Genomic DNA, 23,792 nt, shown 5'->3' with positions numbered 1-23,792 from the left:
ACGTAGGCCGCGGTGTAGCGCGGTTCGGCCAGCTCCCGTTGGGTGAGGCCGCGCGCGGTACGTAACGCGTGCAGCCGCAGGCCGAGCGTGGCCGGGTCCCGGTCCGGCACGGCGATCTCCGCACTCACCGACCGTCCGATTCGATCCATCGGATCGCGGCGATCTCGCCATCCTGTCATCGGCCGAGGTGGCGGTCCGCGTGGTCGGTGGTCATCACCATGATCGGACCCGTGGCGTGAACGGACACCCAGGTGCCGGGGTCGGCGAGGGCCGCATCGATCTCCGCCTCGGTCATCGGCACGTGCTCCGGCCAGTCGTCGTAGCGCTCGGTGGGGATGAGTTCGATCAGACCCCGGACGACCAGGCCCTTGGTGATCGCGGCGAAACGCGGAATCAGTGCCCTGATGGCCTCCTCGTCGGTGCCGAACGTCCAGACCGCACCGCCGGCCGAGGCATGACCGAGGTGGTCACCGATGACGTGGCAGAGCCACGCCTCTTCGATCGCGTTCTGCATGACGGTGCGTTCCTCGGCACCCAACTCGTCCCACAAGCTCATCGGTCGATCATCGCAACACCGGGCTGGACCTGTTCGAAGTAGAACTCGCGGATGAAGCAGTCCCGTGGTTGGCCGATCGCGAACAGGACGCACTCGACGACCGACCAGGCGGTCAGTCGCTGTCGGCCTGCCGTGGCCCGTCCTGCACGAAGTCCGGCGGGAACAGCGAGATCACCCGGATACCCTCGGGGATCCAGATCCGCAGGCCGGACAGGTCGGCGATGGTGACGTGACAGGCGGCGGCGAGCGGGTACGCCGGTCCGGTCAACAGTTGGTGCGGGCCGTCCGGGACACGCGCCGCGCGGATGTCCGGGGCAGCTGTCCGGGCGGCACGGTGACGGCCCGGAATGTCGCGTCGATTGTGCCGGTCTCGACGGCGGCGATAGCGGCGGCGGCGTCCGACTCGGCCAGGGTCACCACGTCCAGTTCGGTCTCCGGGTACGCCAATGGCAACAGCGCGGGTTCTATGGGTTCCAGCCGCTACCTCTATGGGATGGAGGAGCACACCACGGGTCGCTCCCACATGGTGTCGCGTTTCCAGTCTGCGTGGCGCAGGCATCGAGAATGTCGGCGGCGCGCTCACGCTGGCGCTCATCGGTGGCTTCGGCTGATGCGGCCTGTATCAAGGAAAGAAGGTCCGGTCGGCGGATCAGGTCGGGACTGTCGAGGAGCAGTGCGGCCGCAATGGCGGCCGCATGCCGGGTGGCAGGGTCAGGGTCGTGCAGGAAGGCGGACACGGCCTGGAGGATCACAGGGCGCTGGGCGCGGAGTTCGGCCATTTCCGGGTAGCCGGCTGATGCAGGTGGGGCGGTCGCCGGTGGTCAGGAACTCCCGTGCGGCTGCCCGTACCTGTTCGATCGGGATTTCGGCGCCTGCGGTGATGCCGGTCCAGGTGCCGCAGTAGAAGTATGGCGGGGTCGGCGCGTCGGTGGCTGTTCCCTTGCTGGCGTATCCGTCGCCGGTGGTGAGATCCACGTAGTTCAGCACACCGACGGCGCCTCGTACCCCGACCGTCAGGCTGCGCTCTCGTGCCGGCATGTCGAGGGCGATCAGGGGCGGCGTGTCGGGTGAGGTTTCGGCGGTGACGCGATCGAGCACCGCATCCAGTTCGGCGATGGTCGACACCACGACGGGGTCCTCTTCCTCAGTGAAGATGACCTCGACGGTCTGGTCTGCCACCGTGATTCTCCTCCGGTCCGTTGTACGTTTTGCGGAATCCGTCAGGACCGTACACCGTCAGCTGGGCGCCGGCCGGTAGTAGCCGGGGGAGCAGGCGGTCACAGCCCTGCATGCCGGGGCATGGCCTCTTGTTGACCGCCAGCACCGCCTCCCGCAATCCGAACCGGTCCATCGTTTCGGCGGCGTGCGCCTCGACGTGGGTCTCGGCAGCCCAGGACCTCGCGAGCCCGACCCGGGCGGCGAGTGCCTTGGTTTGCAGTTCTCTTCGCTGATCAGTGGTTGTTCGTTCAGGTCGGGGCCGACCAGCAGGCCGCGGGTCTTCGACCCGCGTCCGCCGAAAGCCGGGAGCGAGGCTGCGAGCCGCTGGCCATCGACCGTTGAACTCCAACCTACGGCCGGTTCATCAGGGGCGTCACCACCGTGAGCGACCGGTGTGTCCGGAGGCTCTGCGGTCGACTCCGGCGGTGCTGTGGGCGACCGCGACCATTCACCCGAGCTACCGGTCGATTTTGCCTCGGCCATCGCCGCCTCGACCTGGTGCCTGGTGGCCGCAACGCACTGCCCGACCGCAGCCAGAACCGCAGTGCTGGTCTGGCGGGACGGGCGTTCGTTGCCGTTGATGTTCGATGGCTTCTCGGTGTTGGCCGGCGGGGTGTGGGTTGCGCCGGACGGTTCTGTGTTGACGGGTGAGGCGGCGTGGCGGCAGGCGTCGGCGGCACCGGACCGCTTTCCGTGGCGCCGTTCGCTGCATGGGAAGAACCGGATCTGACCAGGCTGCCGGTGGTACCGCAGTACCATCGGCCGCCTCGAAGAGCCGACTGCGGTACCACGGTCTCGGCGCTACGCGACCCTAGCGTGGAGAGCATGATTCAGGTACGCGAAGTAACCAAGCGGTACGGCGCGAAGACGGTCGTTGACCACCTGTCGTTCACCGCGAAGCCCGGTCAGGTCACCGGGTTCCTCGGCCCCAACGGCGCCGGCAAGTCGACGACCATGCGGATGATCGTCGGCCTCACTGCGCCGACCTCCGGTGACGTGCTGGTCAACGGCAAGCCGTACGTGTCGTCGAAGGCCCCGCTGCGCGAGATCGGCGTGCTGCTCGAAGCCAAGGCCGTGCACCCCGGCCGCACGGCGGTCAGCCACCTGCTCGCCCTGGCCCGCACGCACGGCATCCCGCGTTCGCGCGTCGACGAGGTGCTCGACCTGGCCGGCCTCTCGGCCGTCGCCCACAAGCGGGTCGGCGCCTTCTCCCTCGGCATGGGCCAGCGGCTCGGCATCGCCGCCGCGCTGCTCGGCGACCCGGCCGTGGTGATGCTCGACGAGCCGGTCAACGGACTCGACCCGGAGGGTGTCCTCTGGGTGCGCAACCTGCTCACCGGCCTGGCCGCCGAGGGCCGCACCGTGATGCTGTCCTCGCACCTGATGAGCGAGGTCTCGCTGATCGCGGACCACCTGGTCATCGTCGGCCGGGGCAAACTGCTGGCCGACACCACCGTAGCCAACTTCGTGACCACCGAAGGCGTCCGGGTCGTCACCGCCGTCCCCGACGCGCTGCGCGCGGTGATCACCGGCCCGGGCGTCACCCTCACCTCGACCGGCGCCGAGGAACTGTTCGTCACCGGCGCCACCGCCCGCGAGATCGGGCTGGCCGCGGCCACCCGTGGCATCCCCCTGTTCGAGCTCACCCCACAGAACGCCTCCCTCGAAGAGGCGTTCATGGACCTGACCCGCGACGCTGTCGAATACGAGGCCGCCCGATGAAGATCACTGCTGGTGGCGTCGTCGCCGCCGAATGGACCAAGTTCTCCTCGCTGCGCTCCACCTGGATCACGACCGGCATCTCGGCCGTCCTCCTGATCGCCTTCGGCATGATCGCCTCGGCTTCCTTCTCGGGCGACGGCATGACCCCGATCGACCTGGCCCTGTCCGGCAGCATCCTGGCCGCCCTGTCCGTCGGCGCGCTCGGCGCGCTGCTGGGGGCGAGCGAATACACCACCGGCATGATCCGGGCGACCCTCGCCGCGGTGCCACGCCGATTGCCGGTGCTGTGGTCGAAGAGCCTGGTGGCCGGGGCAGCCGCCTTCGTCACGATGACCGCAGCCGCCTTCGCCGCCTTCGCACTGGGGTCGGCCGTGCTCAACGACAAGGTCGGCGGCCTGGGCCTCGGAGACGACGGCGTGCTTCGCACCCTTCTCGGCGCCGGCCTCTATCTGGCCCTGGTCGCGGTGCTCGGCGTCGCCCTCGGCATGCTCGTACGCTCCAGCGCGGGCGCCATCACGATCCTGGCCGGCGTGCTGCTCATCGTGCCCGGTCTGGCCGTGCTGCTGCCGGCCTCGATCTCCGAGGCCATCACCCCGTACCTGCCGAGCAACGCGGGCAGCGCCGTGATGGCACTGACCCCCGCAGACGGCACCCTGGCGCCGTGGACCGGTCTCGTGGTCTTCGCCGGATATGTGATCGTGACACTCGCCGCGGCGGCGTACGGGCTCAAGAAGACCGACGCTTAACGGCGCGCAGGGGAGAATCGGCTGATGAGCACGCAGGGATGGCTGGTGGACCGGCAGGCACGGCTGCGGGCCTTCGACCGCCGCCGCCCGTGGGTCATGGACACCTTGGTGGCCGTACCGATCGTGCTCTTCAGCATTCCAGACCTGATCGAGAAGCCCTTATCGGCGACGATCGCAACGCTGGTCCTGCTGCCGGCGCTGTACTGGCGGCGGCGGTATCCGTTTCCCGCGTTCCTGGTCACCGCGGCCATCGAAACAGTCGAGGCATTGCTGGACGTCGGTGTCGGCGCCGGAGTGATCCTGCTCGTGATGCTCTTCGGGGTGGCCTCCCGCGGTTCAGGGCGGGCGCTGGCTTGGGCGTCCGGGATCACCCTCGGGCTACTGACAGCCCAGATCTACCTTTTCGGACCGGCCACTGAGAACCGCACCCTCACGTTGTTCCTCGCCCTCGGCCTGACGGTGGCTGCGACCGCGTCCGGTGTAGCGGTGCGCACCCGCCGGGCGTACCTCGTCGCGCTGGAGGACCGCGCCGCCCGCCTGGAGGTCGAGCGGGACCAGCGGGCCCGCCTCGCCGTCGCCGACGAGCGGGCCCGGGTGGCCCGCGAGATGCACGACATCGTCGGCCACCACGTGTCAGTGATCGTGGGCCTGGCCGACGGAGGCGCCGCCCTCGCGACATCGCGGGGAGAGCAGACCGCCGAGCCGCTCCGGCTGATCGGGGACACCGGCCGGCAGGCGCTGTCCGAGCTGCGCCGCGTGCTGGGCGTACTGCGCGAGGAAGACGCCGACCCTCACCTGAGTCCTCAGCCCGGCATCGACGACCTCGACCGGCTGCTGCCCAGCGTACGGGCCGCCGGGCTGCCGGTCACCTACTCCACCTCCGGCGAGCTGCACACCCTCGGCAAGGGCGTGCAGCTCGCGGTCTACCGCATCGTTCAGGAAGCGCTCACCAACACCCTGAAACATGCGGGGCGCAGCGCGTCCGCGACGGTCACTCTCACCGCCCGCGACGGAGAGGTACGGGTACGCGTTCGCGACAACGGCCGTGGCGCACCGGCCGCACCGAGCCACGGCCTGCTCGGCATGCGCGAACGCGCCGCCATGTACGGCGGTGTGGTGACCGCCGGCCCGGCCGGGAACGGCTGGCTCGTCGACGTCGTCCTCAAGGAGCCCTCGTGACCACCGTCCTGATCGCCGACGACCAGCCGCTGCAGCGCATGGGCTTCAAGATGCTGCTCGAGGGCACCCCCGGCATGACCGTGGTGGGCGAGGCCGCCACCGGCGCCGAGGCGGTGCGGATGGCCGAACAGGCCCGGCCCGATGTGGTGCTGATGGACGTGCGCATGCCCGGCATGGACGGTATCGAGGCCACCCGCCGCATCACCGCGGCCGGCTCCCGCAGCCACGTGCTGATCCTGACCACATTCGACCTGGACGAATACGTCTACGCCGGGCTACGAGCCGGGGCTAGCGGCTTCCTGCTCAAGGACGCCCGCCCCGAGGAGCTGCTCGCCGGCATCCGAGCCGTCGCCAGCGGAGACTCGGTGGTGGCGCCCAGCCTGACCCGCAAGCTGATGGACGCCTACCTGCAAGACGCGGCACCGACAGCCGGCACCGATCCCCGGCTGGCCACGCTGAGCGAGCGTGAGCGGGAGGTCCTCGAGGCGATCGGGCAGGGCGCCACCAACACCGAGATCGCCGAACGCTTGAGCCTCACCGAGTCAACGGTGAAGAAGCACGTCGGACGCGTCCTGGCCAAGATCGGCGCACGGGACCGGATCCAGGCCGTCATCTTCGCGTACGACAACGGCCTGGTCCAACCACGCACCTGAGCACCCGGCGGGCGGCCGTCAGCCGGGCTCGGCCGCCCAGTCGAGGTCGCGTTGCGGAAGTTGCCCGGTGGTCAGGAATGTGGTCACCGAGTCGTTCGCGAACCCTCGGGAATTGCATCGGATGGGCTCGGTCCCTCGTGAGCTGCTAGCTCTGGAGCCTACGGCCGCGACGATGACCGCCCTCACGGGCGAACCCCCACGAGATCGGATTTCTCACGGCGTCCCCACCGCGCAATCCGCGTCGGATAGGTCGGCATGATGCGAGCCGCCGGCCGCTTCCCGCGCAGCCCGCTCGATCTTCGCCCAGTACGCCTCCCGGGCCGCCGTGTCGATCTGCTCCTCGTACTCAGCCCTCACCCCGGTCCGGCCATCGAGCTGCTCACGCAGGATGTCAGCGTGTCCGGCATGCCGGGCGGTCTCCTGAAGGACGTGGACCATGATGTTGAACAGCTTGACGTCCGGCCGCGACCACCACGGCACGTGGCCAGGCGCGTCGATGGGAAGCTCTTCGATCGTCACGTCCGCATGCCCCCAGGCACGCTGATAGAAGTCGAGGATCTGCTCGCGGGTCTCGTCCGGGGTCACCCACAGGTCGCTGCCGTCCGCGTCCTGCCATCGCCCCAGCGGCTCCGGGTACGGGCGGCCGAACACCTCACCGAAATACCAGGCCTCCAGGGTCGCCAGGTGCTTCACCAGGCCGAGGAGGTTGGTCCCCGTCGCTGTCAAGGGACGCCGGACGTCGTACTCGGACAGGCCCTCGAGCTTCCAGACCAGCGTCTGACGTGTCCGCCTGAGCTGGCCGTGCAGATGGCCCTTAGCGAAATCCTCGGTCATGGGACACGAGCTTGCCATCCGACGGCAAGGGGAGCAGCCCTGGACCTCACCGCGCCGTGGTTCGTAACTCGCCGACACGAATCCGACGACGATCTTGCAGTGCCAGGCCCGAGGTTCAACTGGGCCGAGGGCACGATTTTGCGCTGCTGCGGCGCTGGGTGACCGCCGGACGTCAGCTCGCGGAGATCGCCCGAAGTCACCCGGCACACTTCGTCGCCTTCGATCTGCTCAGCACCCCCGGCGGCGAATCCCTGCTCGACCGGCCGCTGCACGAACGGCGGGGCCGCCTGGCGCAGATGCCCATCGACGCGCCCCCGAATCTTGTCCTCTGCCCGCAGACCACCGACGTCCACGAGGAACGGCTGCGAACCTGGCCCGAGGTCGGCGTGGAGGGCGTCGTCGTCAAGCGGTGCGACGGCTGCTACGAGCCGGGGCGCCGGGTTCAGTCGGCCCGACTGCATGCGTAGGTGCCCGTAGCGGGCGCAGCACGGGTTGAAGACCGCGCCGAGCGAGGTCTTCTCGCGGGAGCGCTCCCGCCTCTACCGTGCGTTCCGTCCTCGTCCGCATAGCCGGCAGCGACCACAAGCCCAGCAACCGGGCGTCTGTCCGGTGCCTACCACCGTGCCGCATAACGCCGTCTGCCGTACGCGTCGGCTCATCACTCGAAACGGACCCGTTCATGGAGAGCATCACGAAGAACCGCCAGTCACCCGCGACGTTGCGGGCGATGATCGCCCGTGCCTACGGGGCTGATCAGGTTCCCGAGGGCGACGATCGGGAGTGGGCCAGCGAGCTGGAGCATGGCTGGTTCAACGTGGCGTACCGGATCCGGCTACGTGACGGCCGGCAGGTGGTTCTGAAGATCGCGCCGCCGGCGCACGTCGAGGTGATGAGCCATGAGCGCGGGGCGATGGCCACCGAACTGGCGGCACTGCGTCTGATCCGCGAGTGCAGCACTGTTGCGGTGCCGGCGGTCGATCTCGCCGACCGGAGCCGAGAGCTGTGCGACGCCGACTACTTTTTCATGCCGTTCGTCGAGGCGGACAACCTCGGCATCCTCCGGGAGGAAGGAAAGCTCTCCCTGGCCGAAATGGACGCCTACAACGAGGCGCTGGGCGCGGCCAACCGTGAGCTGAACGCGATCCGTGGGGACTGGTTCGGTGCGTTGGCCGGGCCGGGTGAGCCGACCTGGCGGGCCTGTTTCACCCGCAAGCTCGCAGAGGCGTTGGGCGACGGCGTGCGTCGCGGCGTCGATCTGGGTTACGACGTTGACGTCATCGGTAAGGCGACCGACGCGCACCTGGACGCTCTTGACGAGGTGACCGAGCCGCGCTTGATCGAGATCGACCTGTGGGACAGCAACACGATGGTCCGGGACGGGAAGATCGTCTGCATCATCGACCACGAGCGCGCCTTCTTCGGCGATCCGCTCATGGAGGCCGGGTTCACCGGCATCGACCTGCCGGACGGTTTCGGCGACCCGACGGCATTCATCCGCGGGTACGGCTACGGCGAATTGACCGTCAATGAACGGCGGCGCCGCTGGCTCTACAGCGTGTACCTGATCCTCATCATGATCATCGAGACGGTCTACCGCGGGCACACCACCACCGCGCAGTACGACTGGGCCCGCGGGCAGTTGCGCCTGCTCATGGCCGCGTTCGACAAGGCGGACCGCTGAGCGTCGGCGCCGCGGCGCTGGGGACCCGGCCGGTCGGCCGGCTGCTGTGGCACAACTGCTCCCAGACCACCGTGTCGGTCGGTGTCTACGGCATCTACGCGCTGACGAACGCATGGTTCGTCGCGCGCGGGGTGGGCGTCGAGGCGATGGCCGCGGTCAACCTCGCCGCCCCGGTGCTGCTCGTTCTCGGCGCGGTAGCGACCACCGTCGGCGCGGGCGGCGCCTCCCTGGTGTCCCGGCGCCTCGGTGCGGGTGATACCGCCGGTGCGGCCCGCGCGGCAGGAAACGCGTTCGCCCTGTTCTGGCTGACCGCCGCCACGTTCGGCATCGTCGGCCTGGTCGCCATCGAACCACTGCTCACCCTGCTCGGGGCGCACGGCGACGCCCGCGCCGACACCCGCGCGTACGTGGTGGTGCTGTTGTGCGGCACGCTGGTCGCCACCGGCTTCTCGAGCCTGGTCCGCGCCGAGGGCCGCATGCGCTACGCCACGATGATCTGGGTCGCCGCGGTCCTCGTACAGATCGCCCTGGATCCGATCCTGATCTTCGGCTTCGGGTTGGGCGTACGCGGCGCCGCGCTCGGCACGGTGGGCGGGCAGGCGGTCTCCGCGGGTATGGCCTTGTGGTTCTTCTTCGGCCGCAATCGCCGGGCGTACGACATCGGGTGGCGTGACCTGATCCCGCACGGCCCGACCGTGCGGGCGTTGGTCGGCATCGGCACGCCGTCGTTCCTCGCCGGGTTCGGCGCCACCCTGCTCGGCGTCCTGGTGAACAACCTGCTCGCCGGGGCCGCGGGCACGCTGGCCCTTGCCGTGTACGCCGTCTGTGCCCGCATCCAGACCTTCGTGATGATGCCGCAGCTCGGTATCAGCCAGGGCGTGCAGCCGATCGTCGGCTACAACGCCGGACGGCGGCTGCACGACCGTGTCCGCCGCGCCCGCGTGCTCGCCCTGCGGGCCTCCCTCGGCTACGGCGCACTCGCCGCCCTGTCCCTCATCCTGTTCTCCGGCCCACTGGTGGCAGTCTTCGTCGACGATCCCGCGATCGCCGGTCCCACCGAGCATGCACTACGCGTCATCGCGGTCGGGGCCGCCGTGGCCGGGATCCCACCGCTCGTGTCGGCGTACTTCCAGTCGCTGGGCCGGACCGCTCCGTCGTACCTCATCTCCGTCGGCACGCTCGTGCTGATCAAGGCGCCCCTCGTCGTGGCGTTCAGCCACGCCGGCGTCACCGGGATCTGGACGGGCCTCGCCGCCGGCGAAGCGGTCTCCGCACTCGTCGCCCTGCTTGTCCTACGGCGCGTACGCGTCGGCGACCCTGTCACCACGATCAGGCGTCCGGTTGTTGACGCGTGATCAGACGGTGCTGGCCCGCGTCACCAGCTCGACCGGGAAGCACTGTCGATACCCGGGCCGCACGGCGCCGTCGAGTAGAAGGCGGGTCGCGGCGGCCGCCATCTCCTCGACGGGCATGCGCATCGTGGTCAGCGGCGGGTTGGCGCACACCGCGGCGATGCTGTCGTCGAAACCGACGACACTGACATCCTGCGGGACGCTGCGGCCGGTGGCGGTGACCGCCTGCAGCGCGCCGGCCGCCATCAGGTCACAGGCCACGAACATCGCATCGACATCGGGGTGATCCTCCAGAAGTCGGCGGGCGGCGTCATGGCCGTCCTCACGCCGGTAGTCACCGCCGTCGCTCAGCTCCGGCAGACCGAACTTGCGAACCGCACGCAGGTAGCCGGCCCGGCGATCAACCGCATCCGAACTGTCGGGTGGGCCGTAGATCGCCGCGATACGCCGCCGACCCAGTCCGTGCAGGTACTCGACCGCGACGTACGCGCCGCCGACGTTGTCCGCCTCGATGACCGCCACCGTCGGCGAACTCGGGGACAGGTGCACCACCCGGCGACACCGCTGCTGAAACCGCGACGCCATGACCGACGTGACATTCGTCAGCACCGCACCGACCGAGGCACGCGCGGCGATCGCGTCCACCGTCGCGAAATCATCAGCCCGGGTGATGGCCTGGATACGCACCTGAACATCCATGCCCGCCAACGCCGAGGCCGCGCCGGCCAACACCCGGCTGTAGTACGGATGCGAGCCCAGCCAGCCGATGACCGGGCCGTGCGTCACCGCCACAACGTCGACCGCACGCTGCCGCCCCGACGCCAACGCCCGCGCCGCCTGGTCCGGCACGTACCCCAGATCGGCCATCACCTCGCGAACCCGGGCCCGGACCAGCTCCGAAGCACCCGGTTCGCTGTTCAGAACCCGCGACACCGTCGACCGGGAAACCCCTGCCCGCTCGGCAACATCGTTGATCGTCGGCCTCGACCTCCCCATCCCCTGAGCCCTCCCGCATCCATGACCGACGAAGCACACGAAGCCTACGACTATGCACAGGGAGTGACCGGGCCACCAGTAGGCATCGTCGTCGGGACGGGATCGCCCAGATCGAATGGCGCGATCAGGCAACCGCCCATCTGCGGTGGCGGAAGCCGACCGATGGGCCGCCTAGCCCGCGTTTCGTAAGGCGTTGACGGATCGGCGTGGCAGTCCATGACGGATCGGTCGTACCACCTGGTGGCCAACCCACAGCGGTACTTCGAGGCGCTGGGGCGCGGCCGATGCCGGAATCCGAGTAATCACTACCTGGGTACACACCCCCTCACCGACACCCGCAGATCATCGACCACATCGACCGACCGGGCGCCCCAGCGCCCTACTACGCACAAGGTCGTTAGACTTGGCGCGGTGTCGGGACATCACCTGGGAATCGACTACGGCACGTCGCACACCGTTGCGGTGGTGCGTTGGCCGGATGGCCGGTGCCGGCCGCTGTTGTTCGACGGATCGCCCCTGCTGCCCTCCGCGCTGTTTCTGAGCTCGGACGGGGATCTGGTCGCTGGTCGGGACGCGGTGCACAGCGCCCGGCTCGACCCGGCGCGGTTCGCGCCGTATCCGAAGCGCCACGTCGATGAGGGTGTTCTGCTGTTGGGGGACCGGTCGGTGCCGCTTGTAGAAGCGGTCGCGGCCACGCTGGCTCGGGTGGCGGTCGAGGCGGTTCGGGCCTGTGGCCTCCCGCCGGCCCGGGTCACGATGACCTATCCGGCCGGATGGGGGGCGGTGCGCCGTGACGTACTGGTGGGCGCTGCCACCCGTGCCGGCCTTCCCGCTCCGACGCTGGTGCCGGAGCCGGTGGCGGCGGCCGGATACTTCACCGCCGTGCTGGGGCACGCGGTCCGTCCCGGGCATCTGCTCGTGGTGTACGACCTTGGTGCGGGCACTTTCGACGTCGGCGTCGTACGCCGTACCGGAACCGGCTTCGAGGTCTGCGACGTTGACGGCATGGCCGACTTCGGCGGCCTGGACCTGGACGCGCTGGTGGTCGCGCGGGTCGGTGCCGTCATCGAAGATGTCGACCCGGCGGCGTGGCAGCGGCTCACGGCGCCGTCCGGCCCGGCCGACCAGCGGCACTTCCGCACGCTGTGGGACGACGCGCGTAACGCCAAGGAGATGCTCTCCCGCCAGTCCAGCGCCGGGCTGCATGTACCTCTGGTCGAGCGCGAGGTGCCAGTGGGACGAGAGGAGTTCGAGGCGGCGGCCCGCCCGTACCTGGAGCGGGCCGCGGTGTTGACCAGGCAGGTGATGGCCCGGTCAGGCGCCACCGCAGGCAACCTCGCTGGCGTGTTCCTCGTCGGTGGCGCGTCCCGGGTCCCGCTCGCCGCGACCACGCTGCACCACGCGACCGGCGTGGCACCGACCGTCCTCGAACAGCCCGAACTGGTAGTCGCGGAGGGCGCTCTGCACGTCGCCCACACCGAATGGTCCACAGCGGACGCTGTGCCGCCCAGGCTGCCGGGGCCGCGGGTCGCGTCAGTCGCGCCCGGCATGGCGCCGGCAGCGGTCACCCCGGTACCGGTGCCGACGACCGGTTGGGGCTCGCCGGACCTGCCGCTCGGATCCGGCTGGCCCGCCGCTGCCGGCCCCGCACCGGCCGCCGTGCACCCTTCAGCCGCGCCGCCTCCGAACCGGCCTTTGGGCACGCGGCGGGCATCGTCGGTGCCGCCGATGGTCTGGGCCATGCTGGCCGTGCTGACCACCTTGCTGACCGCCGCCTCCCTCGTCACCTGGATCACCCGGCTGCTGGCGCTCGCCGGCGTGGCCGGCACCGTCATGTTGGTCCGTCGCGCCGTGACCTGGCGGCCGCGCGAGGGAGCTGGATTCGCCCGGTCCCGGTCCACCCCCAGCACCCTGGGCACGATCGCGGCCGTGCCCGCCGGCGTCGTCGCGGCAGCCGGCCTGACGCTGCTCGTGATGAACAGCTTGGACTCCGACGGCGACAACGGCCTGCTCGCGGCGGGCAGCATCGTGCTGGGCACGGGTTTGCTCCTGACATTGGTGGCGATCGGCCTGCTGGTCGTGGGCCTGCGGACCTACCCGCGCTTGGTGGTCCACGCCGATGGGATCACCTACCAGCCGGATGCCCGGTACCGGTATGACCTGCTGTGGACCGACCTGGCACGGGTCGAACTCGCACACCTCACACCGGGACGACCGCCTGCCCTGATAGCCGTACCGCTGCCCCAGTCACCGCTGACCGACGACCTCGCCCAGGACCTTCGGTGGCGCCCCGACCTGGACGCCCTGGTCATCGACGACCTCGACCGTTTGAGTCAACGGCTCGCCGCCGACCTGCCCCACATCGCGCAGGCCCTGGTCCATTACCGCGCCGCGGCAGGCCCTGGCCCGTCCTGACCGACATCGGTCCAGGCGGAATCGGGGCAGCAGATTGGGAGCAGCGGGCCGCTCCCAATGCGCTGAACGGCTTTGGACAAAGCAGCCCGCTACGAGGAGTTCGATGACGGGAAACGGCTGTGTCCGACACTGAGCGTCGGGCCACAGCCGTTCAGATCGAGCATCAGGCGGCCGGAGCAACGACCCTGCGTACGGCGGCTACCGCCCGGGCGGGCCGGTAGTTGGGCCCAGGGTCACCGCACGCCGGATCAGCAGGTCGCGGTGGCCGTAGGGCACGCGCGGGGCGCGGGGGCCGGTGGCGGCGGCACCTGGCCCGGCAGAAGACCGGGCATATCGAGGGTTCCATGTCGTGGCCCTGGTGAACGGTGCATCGGCACCAAGACTGGTCCGGGGCGCGCTACCGAGGTACCGATCGGCGTTGGCCCGTAGCTGCCGGGTCAGCCGCCCGGCAGCGTCCGCTGCTGCCGGGACAGGGAACGTCCTGCCAGCCGGAGCCGCCTAGCGGGTTGGCGTAGGCGGCCCCGAGTCCTGCGTCGCTGCGGTGCGTGTTATCGACAGGCAGCGGCCATTTGAGCGAGAGCGGCCGTATGGGCCGACTCGGCCGTCACCAGCGTGGCCTTGGCTTCCTCGAGCTGGACCTTGGCCTTGGCGACCTTCGCCTCGTCCTGCTTGATGGCTTGGGCCGGTTTGCCGCCCGCCAGGCTCTTCTCGAACTTGACCTCGGCGTCCTGGAGCTTCGTCTGGGCTTTCTGGACGTCCTTCTCAGCCTTGTCCACGGCCTTTGCCGCCGTGTTGGCCTTCGCCTGGGCCGTACGGCAGTCCGGCGACGGGTCGACTGGGCCCGTGGGGGCCTCGACGACGATGGAATTGACGATGCCGTGGTGGCCGGCGTGGGTCAGGGCGGCCCAGACGGTGCCTCCTTCGGGAAGGGCGATCGGCTCGGTGTAGGCGACGGCGCCCCGGAGGTCGACCGGCGCCGCGGCGCCGGGCTCGGCCACGACGTAGGTGATCGTGTACGTCGGGTCGGTCGCCGCGGGCCCGGTGCCGGCCTTGGTGAGCGTGACGACCATGTCGGCGACGGTCCCGGCGACCTCGCTGCCGCGGAAGTCGTGGATCGCCGCACCGCCACCGGTACTGCCGGTGACCGCCGTGGTGCCGTTCAGCACGTAGTCACCACGGTAGAGCGCGGTGTTGGTGTTGGTGACCGTGCTGTCGGTGATCGTGAACAGCGGCCCCGCGTTGTAGGCGTAGGTGGTGCGTGCGCCCTTGCCGCTGACGGTGGAACGGTCGATCGTGACGCTCGGGCTGGAGCCCTCGATGACGATGACGCCCTGCGAGCCCGACATCGTGACGTCCGACCGGATCGTCGCGTCCTGGACCGCCAGGTGAGCGTTGTTGCGCAGCATGAAGAACGCCGCCAGCGCGGTGCTGTCGACGCTCTGCACGATCGTCAGCTTCGGACCGATCGTCAGCTCGGCGCCGTCCAGGTTGAAGTAGACGTTGCCCGTCGCGGTGAGCGTGGCCGGCTCGTCGGCCGAAAGGCGGATCTTGCCGGCGTCGACCTGGATCGCCCCGCCTTTGTCGTCGGCGACGATGTCCTCGGTGATCCAGATCGTGTTCTCGCCGCTGCCGATCTCGGCGATGCGGAAGCGGAGTTCCGCAATGCTCGCGGCCCGGAACTGCTTCTGCGCCACGAGCGGGTTGAGGAACCTGATGGCCGTGGTGAGGTCGGTGACGGCCGCGTCGACCTTGGTCTGCGAAACGTACGGGTCGTTCATCACGACGCCGGCGGTGTCGATGGCCGCCGTCAGGAACCGCAAGCTGTACGGCGTATAGCCGGCCGGGTTCGGGGCGTTCTCTCCCGTCACGGTGGCCAGCAGACCCGCCAGTGCCGCCTTGCTGGTGAAGGGCAGTGTGTTGACCTGGCCGGACAAGCCGGCGAGATACGGGTAGGCGACGGCAGAGCGGGTGGCCGGTTGCCAGGCCCAGATCTTCTCGAAGTCCCAGCCAAGACCCTGGTAGGTGTCCTGGACGGTGAGTTCGCCCTGGGTGAGCTCCCTGATGCCGCGCTGCTCGGCGTTCGTGCCGGTCAGCGGCACGTCGGCCCACCCGACGTTGCCGGCCACACTCGCCTGCGCGACCGCGGTGGCGAACAGCTTGCCGGCCGTCGACCCGGTGACGGCACGGTTCGCCGCGACGATGCCGCCGAGCACGGCGTCGGCGGACCGTACGTCGCCGACCGCGCCGCCGGCGTTCCCGGTGGTGATCACCGCGCCGACCGCGAGACTGCGCTCGACGGTCGACGCGCCGGTGATCTCACCGACCAGGCCTGCCGTGGTGGCCTTGCCGTTCAGGTTCACCGTCGCGTACGAGTCGGTCACGGAGCCACCGTCGAGCACGCCGATCAGGCCGCCCGCGGTGTCCTGGGCGCCGTCGACGCTGCCGGCGACGAACACCCGGTCCAGGGTGCCGCCCGTGACCACGCCGGCGACGCCGCCGACCGGCCCCTCGGTGTCGCGGAGGTCGATGTCGACGAGGCCCAGGTTGCGGACCACGCCGCCCGCGCCGAGCCGGCCCACGAACCCGCTGGGCGAGGGCTTGCCGTCGAGCTCCCAGCCCTGGTCGTACCCGAGGTTGAGGCCGGTGATCGAGTGACCCGCACCGTCGAAGCTTCCGGTGAAGCCCGGGCCGGCCTCCTTGGCGTTCACGGCCGGTAGACCAAGCGGGCGGAACCCGCGCAGGTGTCGCAGATCGATGTCCTCGGTCAACGCGTAGTGACCGTCGAGCGGCAGCTGCCCGAACCCGTCGCCGAAGTTGTCGCTCACGTACCGCAACTGCTCGGGCGTGCTGATCTGGTAGATGCCCTCGACCAGGGGCGGGAAGTCCTTGTCGAGCACGGGCTCGGGAGAGGCCGGCGGCACCCAGTCCTCCAGCGACGAGGGCAGAGACTGGGTGATCTCGAAGGTGTCGTTGACGCTGTAGACGCCGGTCCCGGGGTCGCGGCTGGTGGAGGTGATCGCGATGCGCTCCGCCGACACCGAAACCGTCTGGTAGCTGGCTTCCTGGTTGTCCTTGTGGATCGCGGTGTAGTCACCCGCGATCTGCGGGTTCCAGGTGTAGCCCTGCCCATCGCCGGCCGCGGCACCGGTGACGTACGTCGTACCCTTGCCCTCCCCGACGACCAGGTCGTCCTTCAGCGGGTGGGAGCGCAGGTACATGCCGTCGTGCCCGGAGATCGACAGATCGATCCCGGCCTGGTCGAACGCCTTGGTGATCTCCAGATAGTTCGACGGGTGGTTACGCCGGCCCAGGTAGGGGCCGTGGTGGTAAGCCGCGATCTTCCACTTCGCGTCCGACGCCTGCACGACCGTCTTCAGCCAGTCCAGTTGCGGCCGCAGCTCGGACAGCTTGAGCTGGTCGAAGTGGTTGAGTACCACGAACAGGGCGTCGCCGTGCTCGAAATAGTAGGCGGTGTTACGCAGCGTCTTGGCCGCCTCGCCGACGGCGGTCGGCCGGCCGCCGTCGGCACCGAAGTAGGCCGGGCCGTTCGTGGGGATGTTGGTACGGGCCGCGAAATTGGTGAAGTACGGGTCGGGTGACTCCCAGTCGAGGTAGCCATCGCCGGGGTTGCCCTCGTACTCGTGGTTGCCGACCGTGAAGTATGTCGGGATGCTCGCCGTCCGGGGCTCCAGCGCCTTGAAGAAGCCGTCCCACTGCTCGGACTTGTAGCTGTTGTTGACCTGGTCACCGGTGAACAGCATGAACGCCGGGTCGGGCACTTCGGCAAAGGCCCGATCCATCGCGGGGACCATGGTCTCCACATAGCCCTCGTAGTCGTTCATCTGCGTGTCGGTGTACCAGTGGAAGGAGAACTCCTCGACCTTCGTCTCACGCGTGGTGAACGACGCGACCTCACTGACCAGCGAGCCGCCGTCGCCGACCCGGTAGACGTATTCCGTGCCCGGGGTCAGGCCCTCGACCTCGACCTTGTGGCCGTTGATCGGCTGGCTGGTGGTCACGTTGATGTCGGTACGCTCCCAGCGGCCCTCGACGCGCTGGTCGAGCTTGCCGGTCGCGTCGTACGACGCCTTCGTCGCGTACTCCAACACCGACTTGGTGATGTCCGGGTCGGTCACCCACGCGAATCGCATGGACACCGGCCCGGACCCCTCCGGGCCGTACAGCATCGAGATCTGCGACGGGATGTCGGTCGCGGGAAGTGGGCTCTCGGCCGCAGCGGCATGGGGCCGGACAACGAGCGCCGCCGCGGAGAGGGCAACCGCCATCGAGATGGCTGCCCCCCATGTTCCTAGATGGCGCTTCGATCGAGGGGCAGGCACGGTTCGAATCTCCCTTGCACGGTAAACGAGTGCCTCGCACTCGTCAGCGTGCATCCGCCGACAAGCCAGGTCAGCGGGCACGTCGCCCCACACCATCGCGGCCCTACCGCACAGTAGGCAGCACTGGAGGGTGAACAACAGTCGTCCAGTCCGGCAACGAGAAAGCGGATTCGTGGGCATCCGGTCGACAACTCCTGCGGCGGCGGAAAACTCTCGGACAAGCCCGCCTGGTACCGGACCGGGCGAAACACGGGATGCGCGCCCACCCGCGACGGGTGCAGCGTCTAGATATGCCACCCGGCTCCGGACTCTCTGCGCTCGCGACGAGTCGTGGCACGCGCTCGGCGTCTCCGTGAATCCGATCGAAAGAGCCTTGCAGTTCGGCCGCCAGGTCTTCGACCAGGCCGTTGAGCGACGTCAGCGCGGACGCCGACAACCTCCGATGAAACGGCAAGTCGCCCGGCGACCGCCTGCTCGCGCCTGCTTCGATGGTCCACCGGGTGGCACGGCGGCGGGTGCTCGTCGTGGCGGCGTTGATGGTGGTCACGCTGCTGCCCTACGTCCCCGCGTGGGCGGAGCCGGGCGCGCCAGGGCTGCCGGGGGAGCGGTCGACACCGGTGTCGCGGGTCAGGCCGAAGAGCGCGCCGCCGGTGCCGTCGGAGGTGGATTTGTGGGAGCCGCCCGCACGACCTGCGCGGACTCACCCCGCTGTTCTGGTCGAACGTGTTGCTGCACGGCACGTTCAAGCCGACCTGAACACGCGCATCGACTACGACACCGACCGGTCGGCAGCAGGCCGTGCCGGGGCGCCGGCCGATTGGCCACCCGCTGGATCACCCGGCGTCGGCGTGACCTGCGGTTCGTGCGACGGTGAGCAGCAGCGGCGAGACGGCGCCGAGGCGGGCGGCGCAGTTGGCGACGGCCTCGGCGAGCCACCCGATCGCGTCGCAGGTCCACTCGATCAGGTCGCCGCGCAGGGTTGCGCCATGTAGGGGTGGGCCGCTCCAGAAGCTGTCGTCGAACGGCGGTGGCGGCGCGGTGTCCGGGTCGGCGCTGTCGTGGGAGACGTTGGCGAACACCGTCTGGTCCAGGCGGGTGAGCTGGTCGGTCAGCTGCGCTGCGACCGCCGCGAGGGCGGGGTCCTGGCCGCTGTTGACGCTGACCTGTACCGGTGTGCGCGCGTGCGGGTCGCCGGCGGCGAACCATGCGACGGACCGCAGGGCCGGCACCGGCGCATACGGGGGCCGCCGGGAGGGGTCGATGCCGTGTACCGGCAGCAGGATCTGGACGGCGGACAGCTCGAGGGTGCCTGCCCGGGGCGTCGGCGTCCTGCTGCCCGGCCCGCCACGGGTGCGGGGTGAGGGTGCCGTACAGGACGGCGAACATGGTGCCCGCGGTCGGTTCGGACCCGGGCACCATGCCTGGCTGCGCGGTGACGCTGCGTTCGGGCACGCTGGCGTCCACATCGACCATCACGCAAAGAGGATGGCAAGCCAGGCCGCACATCACCATCTGGGACGGGCCCTTTAGCCGCGGCCGCGTACCAGGGGGAGAAACACCTCGTCCACAATCTCGACTAGTACCTCGTCGGGGACCGAGGGGATACCGCGCATCGCGTACTCGGCGCGTAGCAGCATTATCGGGGTCGTCGCCACCCGGTGATGGGCGGCCGCCGCCGGCACCTCGCCCCGGGCTGCGGCCCGTTCAAGCATCCCGAGCCAAGCGCGGTCCACGGTGTCTGCGCCGGACCGTTCGCGCATAAGGGTGAGTAGCTCCGGGTCGTCGGCTGCGGCGGCGAGCAGGCCGCGCAGGACTGTTCCGTGCGGCGACGACCACGTCTCGTTGGCCTGTCGAAGCATCTCGAGTGCGTCACCTCGCAGGGTGCCCGTGTCGGGATTCGGCATGGCGGCGTCGGACAGGTGGCGATACGCCGCGATGCCCAGGGCCGCCCGATGCGGCCATCGGCGGTAGATGGCATTTTTGTTGGTCCCGGCGCGGGCGGCGACCCGGTCCATGGTCATTCCCGCGTATCCGGACTCGCGTAGTTCGTCCGCTGCCGCGTGCAGGATCGCCTGTTCCAACTCCTCGCCCCGGCGCCTCGTGTTCATGCCCTATAGGGTACTGGACGTACCCTATAGGGTACGCGGCGTACCGTAACAGGGGGAGGAGCTCTTGATGCGCGTCTTCGGCATGAACTACGACACCGGCTTCGTGAGCGCCGGATCTACCACTCACGAGCCGTTCGACCCCGACACTGTACGGAGCGACCTGCGTGTCATCCGCGACAAGCTGCACTGCGACGCGGTACGTATCACCGGCGGTGTTCAAGACCGGCTGGAGCTTGCCGCGCGGCTGGCGGCCGAGGCTGAGCTCGAGGTGTGGTACTGCCCGTTCACCAACGGCCTGGACCGCGACGGGCTCATGGCGTTCGTGCTCGACGGTGCCGAGCGGGCCGAACGGCTGCGGCGCGGCGGCGCCTCGGTCGTATATCTCACCGGTGCTGAGATCTCGATGTTCACCGACGGTTTCCTGCCCGGCCGTGACCTGGAGGAGCGGATGGCGCTGTTCACCGATCCGATGCGGATGAGGGAGGCAGTCCCGGCTGCCCGGGCCGCCGTGCGCGACTTCCTCGCCGAAGCGGTACCCGCAGTGCGCGAGCGGTTCGGTGGCCCGGTCGGATACGCCTCGATCCCGCTCGAGGACGTCGACTGGGCACCGTTCGACATCATCGCCAGCGACGCTAACTACCGCGACGCGACCAATTCCACGGCGTTCCCACAGAACCTGGCGGCGGCGGTGGGGCAAGGCAAGCCGTACGCCGCGACCGAATTCGGCTGTTGCACATTCCGGGGCGCGGCCGACGTGGCCGGCGGGGCAGAACCGGTGACGTACGACGAGCACGGCCGTGCTGTGAAGCTGACTGCGGAGCTGGAGCGCGACGAGGAAGGGCAAGCGCGCTACATCGTCGACCTGCTGCGCGATTACGAGGCCGGCGGAGTGGAGGCGGCGTTCGTGTGCACCTTCGCGAATCGGCACCTACCGACCACCGGCGATCCTGAGCACGACTATGACTTGGCTGCACGTGGCATTGTGCGAGTACTGCCGGACGGCTCATGGACACCCAAGGTCGCTTTCCATGCCCTCGCCGACTACGGTCGTTCCCGCACGCTGAGCCGGCCTGCCTCCTAGACATCGGACCCCACACGGATTCAGTCAGGTGACTGTCGTCCGGCGCCTCGGCGTCGAGGCCGCCCAGCCGTTGATCCCGAGCCCTGCGCTTCGGCCGCAGGGCGGTGGGAAACGGCGGGCTGTCGACTGGGCTGTCCTGGCCGCGATCGTCTACCTGGTCCAGGCCGGCTGCTCCTGGCCGAAACTGCCATCGGTGCTGTTCGGCGTGAGCCGGTCGACCGTGCACCGCCGGTTCACCGAATGGACTAAACAAGGACTCTGGATACGGCTGCACCAGCAGTTTCCGCACCGCCTGGGCATCGTCAGCGAGATCGACAGGTCCCGGGAGGTCGTCGATTCCATCAGCGTCCGTGCGCAAAAAGCGGCGATGAAACAGGACCAAACCCGGTCGATCGTGGCAAGCCCGGTTCGAAGATCCACGTACTGTGTGACCGCACGGGCGTCCCGCTGACCGTGCTCATCTCGGCGGCGAACGTCCCCGACGCCCACCTGCTCCTACCACTGCTGGACTCCATCGCCCCGATCCGCGGCCGACGAGGCCGACCCCGGCAGCGGCCCGACAAGCTGCACGCAGACAAAGCGTATGACGTCCGCGCGCTGCGGGCCGTGATGCGTGGTCGTGGGGGAGTCGGATGTCGTGCGCGGCGTCGGCGGTTGCCCATCCAAATATATATCGACTAGTCTCAATTTATGGATGATTTTCCGACGCCGACTGCGCCCGCTCTGGAAGCCGACCCGGCCGCGGCCGGTGAATTTGTGCGCTATCGCTCCGTCCAGGATGACAGCGGTCGATGGGTGGGATTTCCGTTCCGTGCTGGTGACATTGTCATCAGCACATGTCCGAAGAGTGGTACCACCTGGATGCAGATGATCTGTGCCCTGCTGGTGCTGCGTACTCCACAGTTGCCGGTGCCGCTGGCGCAACTCTCGCCCTGGCTGGACTGGTTGCTGGAGCCACGTGAGGAGGTGCTCGCCCGGCTCGCCGCCCAGTCGCACCGACGGATCATCAAGACCCACACCCCACTCGACGGCATTCCACTCGATGATCAGGCGACCTATGTGGTGGTCGCGCGTCACCCGCTGGACGCGGCGGTGTCCCGTCATCATCAGAGCGACAATCTGGACCGACGCCGGATCCGGCAGTTGACCGGCCAACCTGAGCCGGCCGAGTCACCTGCTCCCACGCCACCCTCACGGGAATGGCTCCTCGCCTGGATCGATCGCGACGGCCATCCGCGGGAGCAACCGAACTCCCTGCCCGGCGTGATGTGGCACCTGTCCGACGCCTGGGCGCGTCGGGGCAGTCGCAACGTGGTGCTGGTGCACTACGACGATCTCCAGTCCGATCTGGAGGGAGAGATGCGCAGGCTGGCCGCACGGCTGGATATCGACGTACCTGAGCAGGAATGGCCGGAACTGGTCGAGGCGGCCTCCTTCGACCGGATGCGGCGGCGGGCCGACGTGCTGGCACCGGATGCGGTCAACGTTCTCATCGACCGGGCGGCGTTCTTCCGGCGCGGACGCTCCGGCGAAGGTCGGCGACTGCTCACCCCGGACGAGGTCGAGCGCTACCACCGGCGCGCGGCGCGATTCGCGCCGCCGGATCTGCTCGACTGGCTGCACCGACCATTCACCACCTGATTCGGGCACGCTACGTCGGGCCCGTCACGCGGCGACCTTCTCGACTTCCGCCGCTACCACCGGCCGCCGCAGTGCGGGTGTGAGGACGACGGTCACCAGGAGGGACACGACCGCCATGACAGCCATGGCGGTACCGACCGGTACGAACTGCGCGACCAGACCGGCGATCGTCGCGCCCACCGCCTGCATTGTCAGCAGGCCCGAGGTGTGCAACCCGAGCGCCTGCCCCCGTGCGTCATCCGGGGTCAGCGCGATGAGAAGGTCCTGCAACAGCAACCCCGCGCTGAACCCCACAGCGGCCACCGCCAGGACCAGTGCCGCCGCCGGGACGGGAAGAGGAAGTACGAAGAGAAGGATCGGGGCCGCGAGGAGCACTCGTAGCGGGGTGACGAGGCGGGGCCGCCACCGCCGGGGCACGAACCGACCCACGATGGTGTCGCCGGCCAGCATACCCAGCGCCGTGGCCATGAACAGCGCGCCGGCCGACGTCGGTGCGTACGGCACGAACAGTGCCTCGCAGCCCACGATAAGTCCGTTGGGGACCCAGAGCGCGAGGTATATGTGACGGCGGGCGGGCAGGGACCAGAGCCGGCGATTGACCCGCCAGGTCTCGCGGACCGACGGCCGACCGGCGGCGCGGGGCGGGCGGGCGGTGAGGCCGAAGCGCAGGACGGTCGCTCCGACGAGGTAGAGGCCGGCGCTGACCAGCAACGCCTGCCGGGGCGACAGGACCACCACGAGGATGCCGCCGAGGGCATAGCCGCTGATCTGCATGGCCCCGATCAGCATGTTGAACACGGAACGGGCGAGGATGTAGCCGCCGTCCGGCACGATTTCTCCCAGCAGGCCCCAGCGCACCCCGCCGGTCACCGAGTTGACCAGGCCCAGACTGAAGATGATCAGTAACATTCCCCAGATCGGCATACCCGGGACGGCCAGGCTGAGCGTTGCCGCCCCGAAGATCAGAGCGATCGTGACCAGCGCGGCCCGTGGCGGCAGCCGGTCCGCCGCGGAGAGCAGGGTGGTGGCACCCAGGACCTGGGCGAAGGAGGAGCCGAACAGAGCCAGGGCGGCCAGTAGCGGCGAGCCGGTCGCCGCGTAGACCAGCGTGCTGAGCGCGAGCCCGCTGACGGTCGTCGCCGCGATTTGCACGGCGCCGGCGGCGAAGAGCGATCGGAACTCCAGGAGCCTGAACAGCTCACCATACGTACGCATGCCGGCAGTCTCGATGCCGTGAGCGCGGGGAGCTAAAGTTTCGCATGGGGGCGAA

22 protein-coding genes and 2 pseudogenes are annotated in these 23,792 nt (G+C 69.3%); 13 read left to right on the top strand and 11 right to left on the bottom strand.

Annotation, left to right across the window (positions count from 1 at the left end):
- Positions 1-175: 175 nt before the first annotated feature.
- The 5 genes and pseudogenes from AB0M79_RS30825 to AB0M79_RS30805 all read right to left on the bottom strand — a co-directional run bounded on the left by AB0M79_RS30825 (position 176) and on the right by AB0M79_RS30805 (position 2,123).
- Positions 176-556 carry a hypothetical protein gene (locus tag AB0M79_RS30825; RefSeq protein ID WP_364220522.1) on the bottom strand — a complete coding sequence of 127 codons (381 nt, stop codon included), beginning with the start codon at positions 554-556 and terminating at the stop codon, positions 176-178.
- A pseudogene (locus AB0M79_RS30820) lies at positions 553-743 on the bottom strand (hypothetical protein); the annotation flags it as partial. The gene AB0M79_RS30825 and the pseudogene AB0M79_RS30820, both read right to left, overlap by 4 nt.
- A gap of 77 nt (positions 744-820) precedes the next feature.
- Positions 821-1,009 (bottom strand): hypothetical protein, encoded by a 189-nt coding sequence (locus AB0M79_RS30815; protein WP_364220519.1) that lies wholly within the window; start codon positions 1,007-1,009, stop codon positions 821-823.
- 258 nt (positions 1,010-1,267) lie between these two features.
- Positions 1,268-1,735, bottom strand: coding sequence for an Imm1 family immunity protein (locus tag AB0M79_RS30810; protein ID WP_364220516.1), 468 nt, complete (start codon positions 1,733-1,735; stop codon positions 1,268-1,270).
- Entirely contained in the window at positions 1,701-2,123 is a 423-nt protein-coding gene (locus AB0M79_RS30805) for a DddA-like double-stranded DNA deaminase toxin (protein WP_364220513.1), read from the bottom strand. The genes AB0M79_RS30810 and AB0M79_RS30805 overlap by 35 nt, the downstream gene beginning before the upstream one ends.
- 81 nt (positions 2,124-2,204) lie before the next feature.
- Between AB0M79_RS30805 and AB0M79_RS30800 the strand changes: the two genes are divergently transcribed.
- From AB0M79_RS30800 to AB0M79_RS30780, 5 genes are all read left to right on the top strand, one after another.
- Positions 2,205-2,504: a hypothetical protein gene (locus tag AB0M79_RS30800; RefSeq protein WP_364220510.1), complete on the top strand. Its 300-nt coding sequence runs from the start codon at positions 2,205-2,207 to the stop codon at positions 2,502-2,504.
- Positions 2,505-2,599: 95 nt separating this feature from the next.
- Entirely contained in the window at positions 2,600-3,496 is an 897-nt protein-coding gene (locus AB0M79_RS30795) for an ABC transporter ATP-binding protein (RefSeq protein ID WP_357538637.1), read from the top strand.
- Positions 3,493-4,242, top strand: a complete 750-nt coding sequence (locus AB0M79_RS30790; RefSeq protein ID WP_344142592.1) for an ABC transporter permease — start codon at positions 3,493-3,495, stop codon at positions 4,240-4,242. Before AB0M79_RS30795 ends, AB0M79_RS30790 begins: the two co-directional genes overlap by 4 nt.
- A gap of 24 nt (positions 4,243-4,266) precedes the next feature.
- Entirely contained in the window at positions 4,267-5,421 is a 1,155-nt protein-coding gene (locus AB0M79_RS30785; protein ID WP_364220505.1) for a histidine kinase, read from the top strand.
- Positions 5,418-6,074 (top strand): response regulator transcription factor, encoded by a 657-nt coding sequence (locus tag AB0M79_RS30780; RefSeq protein ID WP_364220502.1) that lies wholly within the window; start codon positions 5,418-5,420, stop codon positions 6,072-6,074. The genes AB0M79_RS30785 and AB0M79_RS30780 overlap by 4 nt, the downstream gene beginning before the upstream one ends.
- A 213-nt stretch (positions 6,075-6,287) precedes the next feature.
- On the opposite strand, the gene AB0M79_RS30775 is transcribed toward AB0M79_RS30780, so the two are convergent.
- Complete coding sequence (locus tag AB0M79_RS30775) at positions 6,288-6,908, bottom strand: DinB family protein (RefSeq protein WP_364220499.1); 621 nt, start codon at positions 6,906-6,908, stop codon at positions 6,288-6,290.
- A 56-nt stretch (positions 6,909-6,964) separates the two neighbouring features.
- Here AB0M79_RS30775 and AB0M79_RS30770 point away from each other — a divergent pair, with 56 nt between their 5' ends.
- The 3 genes from AB0M79_RS30770 to AB0M79_RS30760 all read left to right on the top strand — a co-directional run bounded on the left by AB0M79_RS30770 (position 6,965) and on the right by AB0M79_RS30760 (position 9,944).
- Complete coding sequence (locus AB0M79_RS30770; RefSeq protein WP_364220540.1) at positions 6,965-7,375, top strand: hypothetical protein; 411 nt, start codon at positions 6,965-6,967, stop codon at positions 7,373-7,375.
- A gap of 212 nt (positions 7,376-7,587) precedes the next feature.
- Positions 7,588-8,589: an aminoglycoside phosphotransferase family protein gene (locus tag AB0M79_RS30765; protein ID WP_364220496.1), complete on the top strand. Its 1,002-nt coding sequence runs from the start codon at positions 7,588-7,590 to the stop codon at positions 8,587-8,589.
- 71 nt (positions 8,590-8,660) lie between these two features.
- Positions 8,661-9,944, top strand: coding sequence for an MATE family efflux transporter (locus AB0M79_RS30760; protein ID WP_364220493.1), 1,284 nt, complete (start codon positions 8,661-8,663; stop codon positions 9,942-9,944).
- Here AB0M79_RS30760 and AB0M79_RS30755 read toward each other — a convergent pair whose 3' ends face one another.
- Positions 9,945-10,937 (bottom strand): LacI family DNA-binding transcriptional regulator, encoded by a 993-nt coding sequence (locus AB0M79_RS30755; protein ID WP_364220537.1) that lies wholly within the window; start codon positions 10,935-10,937, stop codon positions 9,945-9,947. It abuts the gene before it with no gap.
- A 216-nt stretch (positions 10,938-11,153) separates the two neighbouring features.
- Between AB0M79_RS30755 and AB0M79_RS30750 the strand changes: the two genes are divergently transcribed.
- Complete coding sequence (locus tag AB0M79_RS30750; RefSeq protein WP_364220490.1) at positions 11,154-13,352, top strand: Hsp70 family protein; 2,199 nt, start codon at positions 11,154-11,156, stop codon at positions 13,350-13,352.
- 548 nt (positions 13,353-13,900) lie between these two features.
- Here AB0M79_RS30750 and AB0M79_RS30745 read toward each other — a convergent pair.
- From AB0M79_RS30745 to AB0M79_RS30735, 3 genes are all read right to left on the bottom strand, one after another.
- On the bottom strand, positions 13,901-17,503 hold the full coding sequence (locus AB0M79_RS30745) for a fibronectin type III domain-containing protein (RefSeq protein WP_364220534.1): 3,603 nt from the start codon (positions 17,501-17,503) through the stop codon (positions 13,901-13,903).
- A 1,022-nt stretch (positions 17,504-18,525) separates the two neighbouring features.
- Complete coding sequence (locus AB0M79_RS30740; RefSeq protein WP_364220487.1) at positions 18,526-18,921, bottom strand: hypothetical protein; 396 nt, start codon at positions 18,919-18,921, stop codon at positions 18,526-18,528.
- Between the two features lie 297 nt (positions 18,922-19,218).
- Positions 19,219-19,800, bottom strand: coding sequence for a TetR/AcrR family transcriptional regulator (locus AB0M79_RS30735; RefSeq protein WP_364220485.1), 582 nt, complete (start codon positions 19,798-19,800; stop codon positions 19,219-19,221).
- A 67-nt stretch (positions 19,801-19,867) separates the two neighbouring features.
- Here AB0M79_RS30735 and AB0M79_RS30730 point away from each other — a divergent pair, with 67 nt between their 5' ends.
- The 4 genes and pseudogenes from AB0M79_RS30730 to AB0M79_RS30715 all read left to right on the top strand — a co-directional run bounded on the left by AB0M79_RS30730 (position 19,868) and on the right by AB0M79_RS30715 (position 22,522).
- A complete protein-coding gene (locus AB0M79_RS30730) occupies positions 19,868-20,881 on the top strand; it encodes a hypothetical protein (RefSeq protein ID WP_364220482.1) in 1,014 nt (337 codons plus the stop codon).
- A 28-nt stretch (positions 20,882-20,909) separates the two neighbouring features.
- Positions 20,910-21,332 (top strand): transposase, encoded by a 423-nt coding sequence (locus tag AB0M79_RS30725; protein WP_364220479.1) that lies wholly within the window; start codon positions 20,910-20,912, stop codon positions 21,330-21,332.
- Positions 21,257-21,562: pseudogene (locus AB0M79_RS30720) on the top strand (transposase); the annotation flags it as partial. The gene AB0M79_RS30725 and the pseudogene AB0M79_RS30720, both read left to right, overlap by 76 nt.
- 9 nt (positions 21,563-21,571) lie before the next feature.
- Positions 21,572-22,522: a sulfotransferase domain-containing protein gene (locus tag AB0M79_RS30715; RefSeq protein WP_364220476.1), complete on the top strand. Its 951-nt coding sequence runs from the start codon at positions 21,572-21,574 to the stop codon at positions 22,520-22,522.
- A gap of 24 nt (positions 22,523-22,546) precedes the next feature.
- Here the strand turns inward: AB0M79_RS30715 and AB0M79_RS30710 are convergent, their stop codons facing one another.
- On the bottom strand, positions 22,547-23,737 hold the full coding sequence (locus AB0M79_RS30710; RefSeq protein WP_364220473.1) for an MFS transporter: 1,191 nt from the start codon (positions 23,735-23,737) through the stop codon (positions 22,547-22,549).
- Positions 23,738-23,792 lie beyond the last annotated feature (55 nt).

Source organism: Polymorphospora sp. NPDC051019 (assembly GCF_040683055.1).
GTDB lineage: Bacteria > Actinomycetota > Actinomycetes > Mycobacteriales > Micromonosporaceae > Polymorphospora > Polymorphospora lycopeni.
Note: the sequence above shows the minus strand (reverse complement) of the source record. Positions and strands in the feature narration are given on the sequence as shown.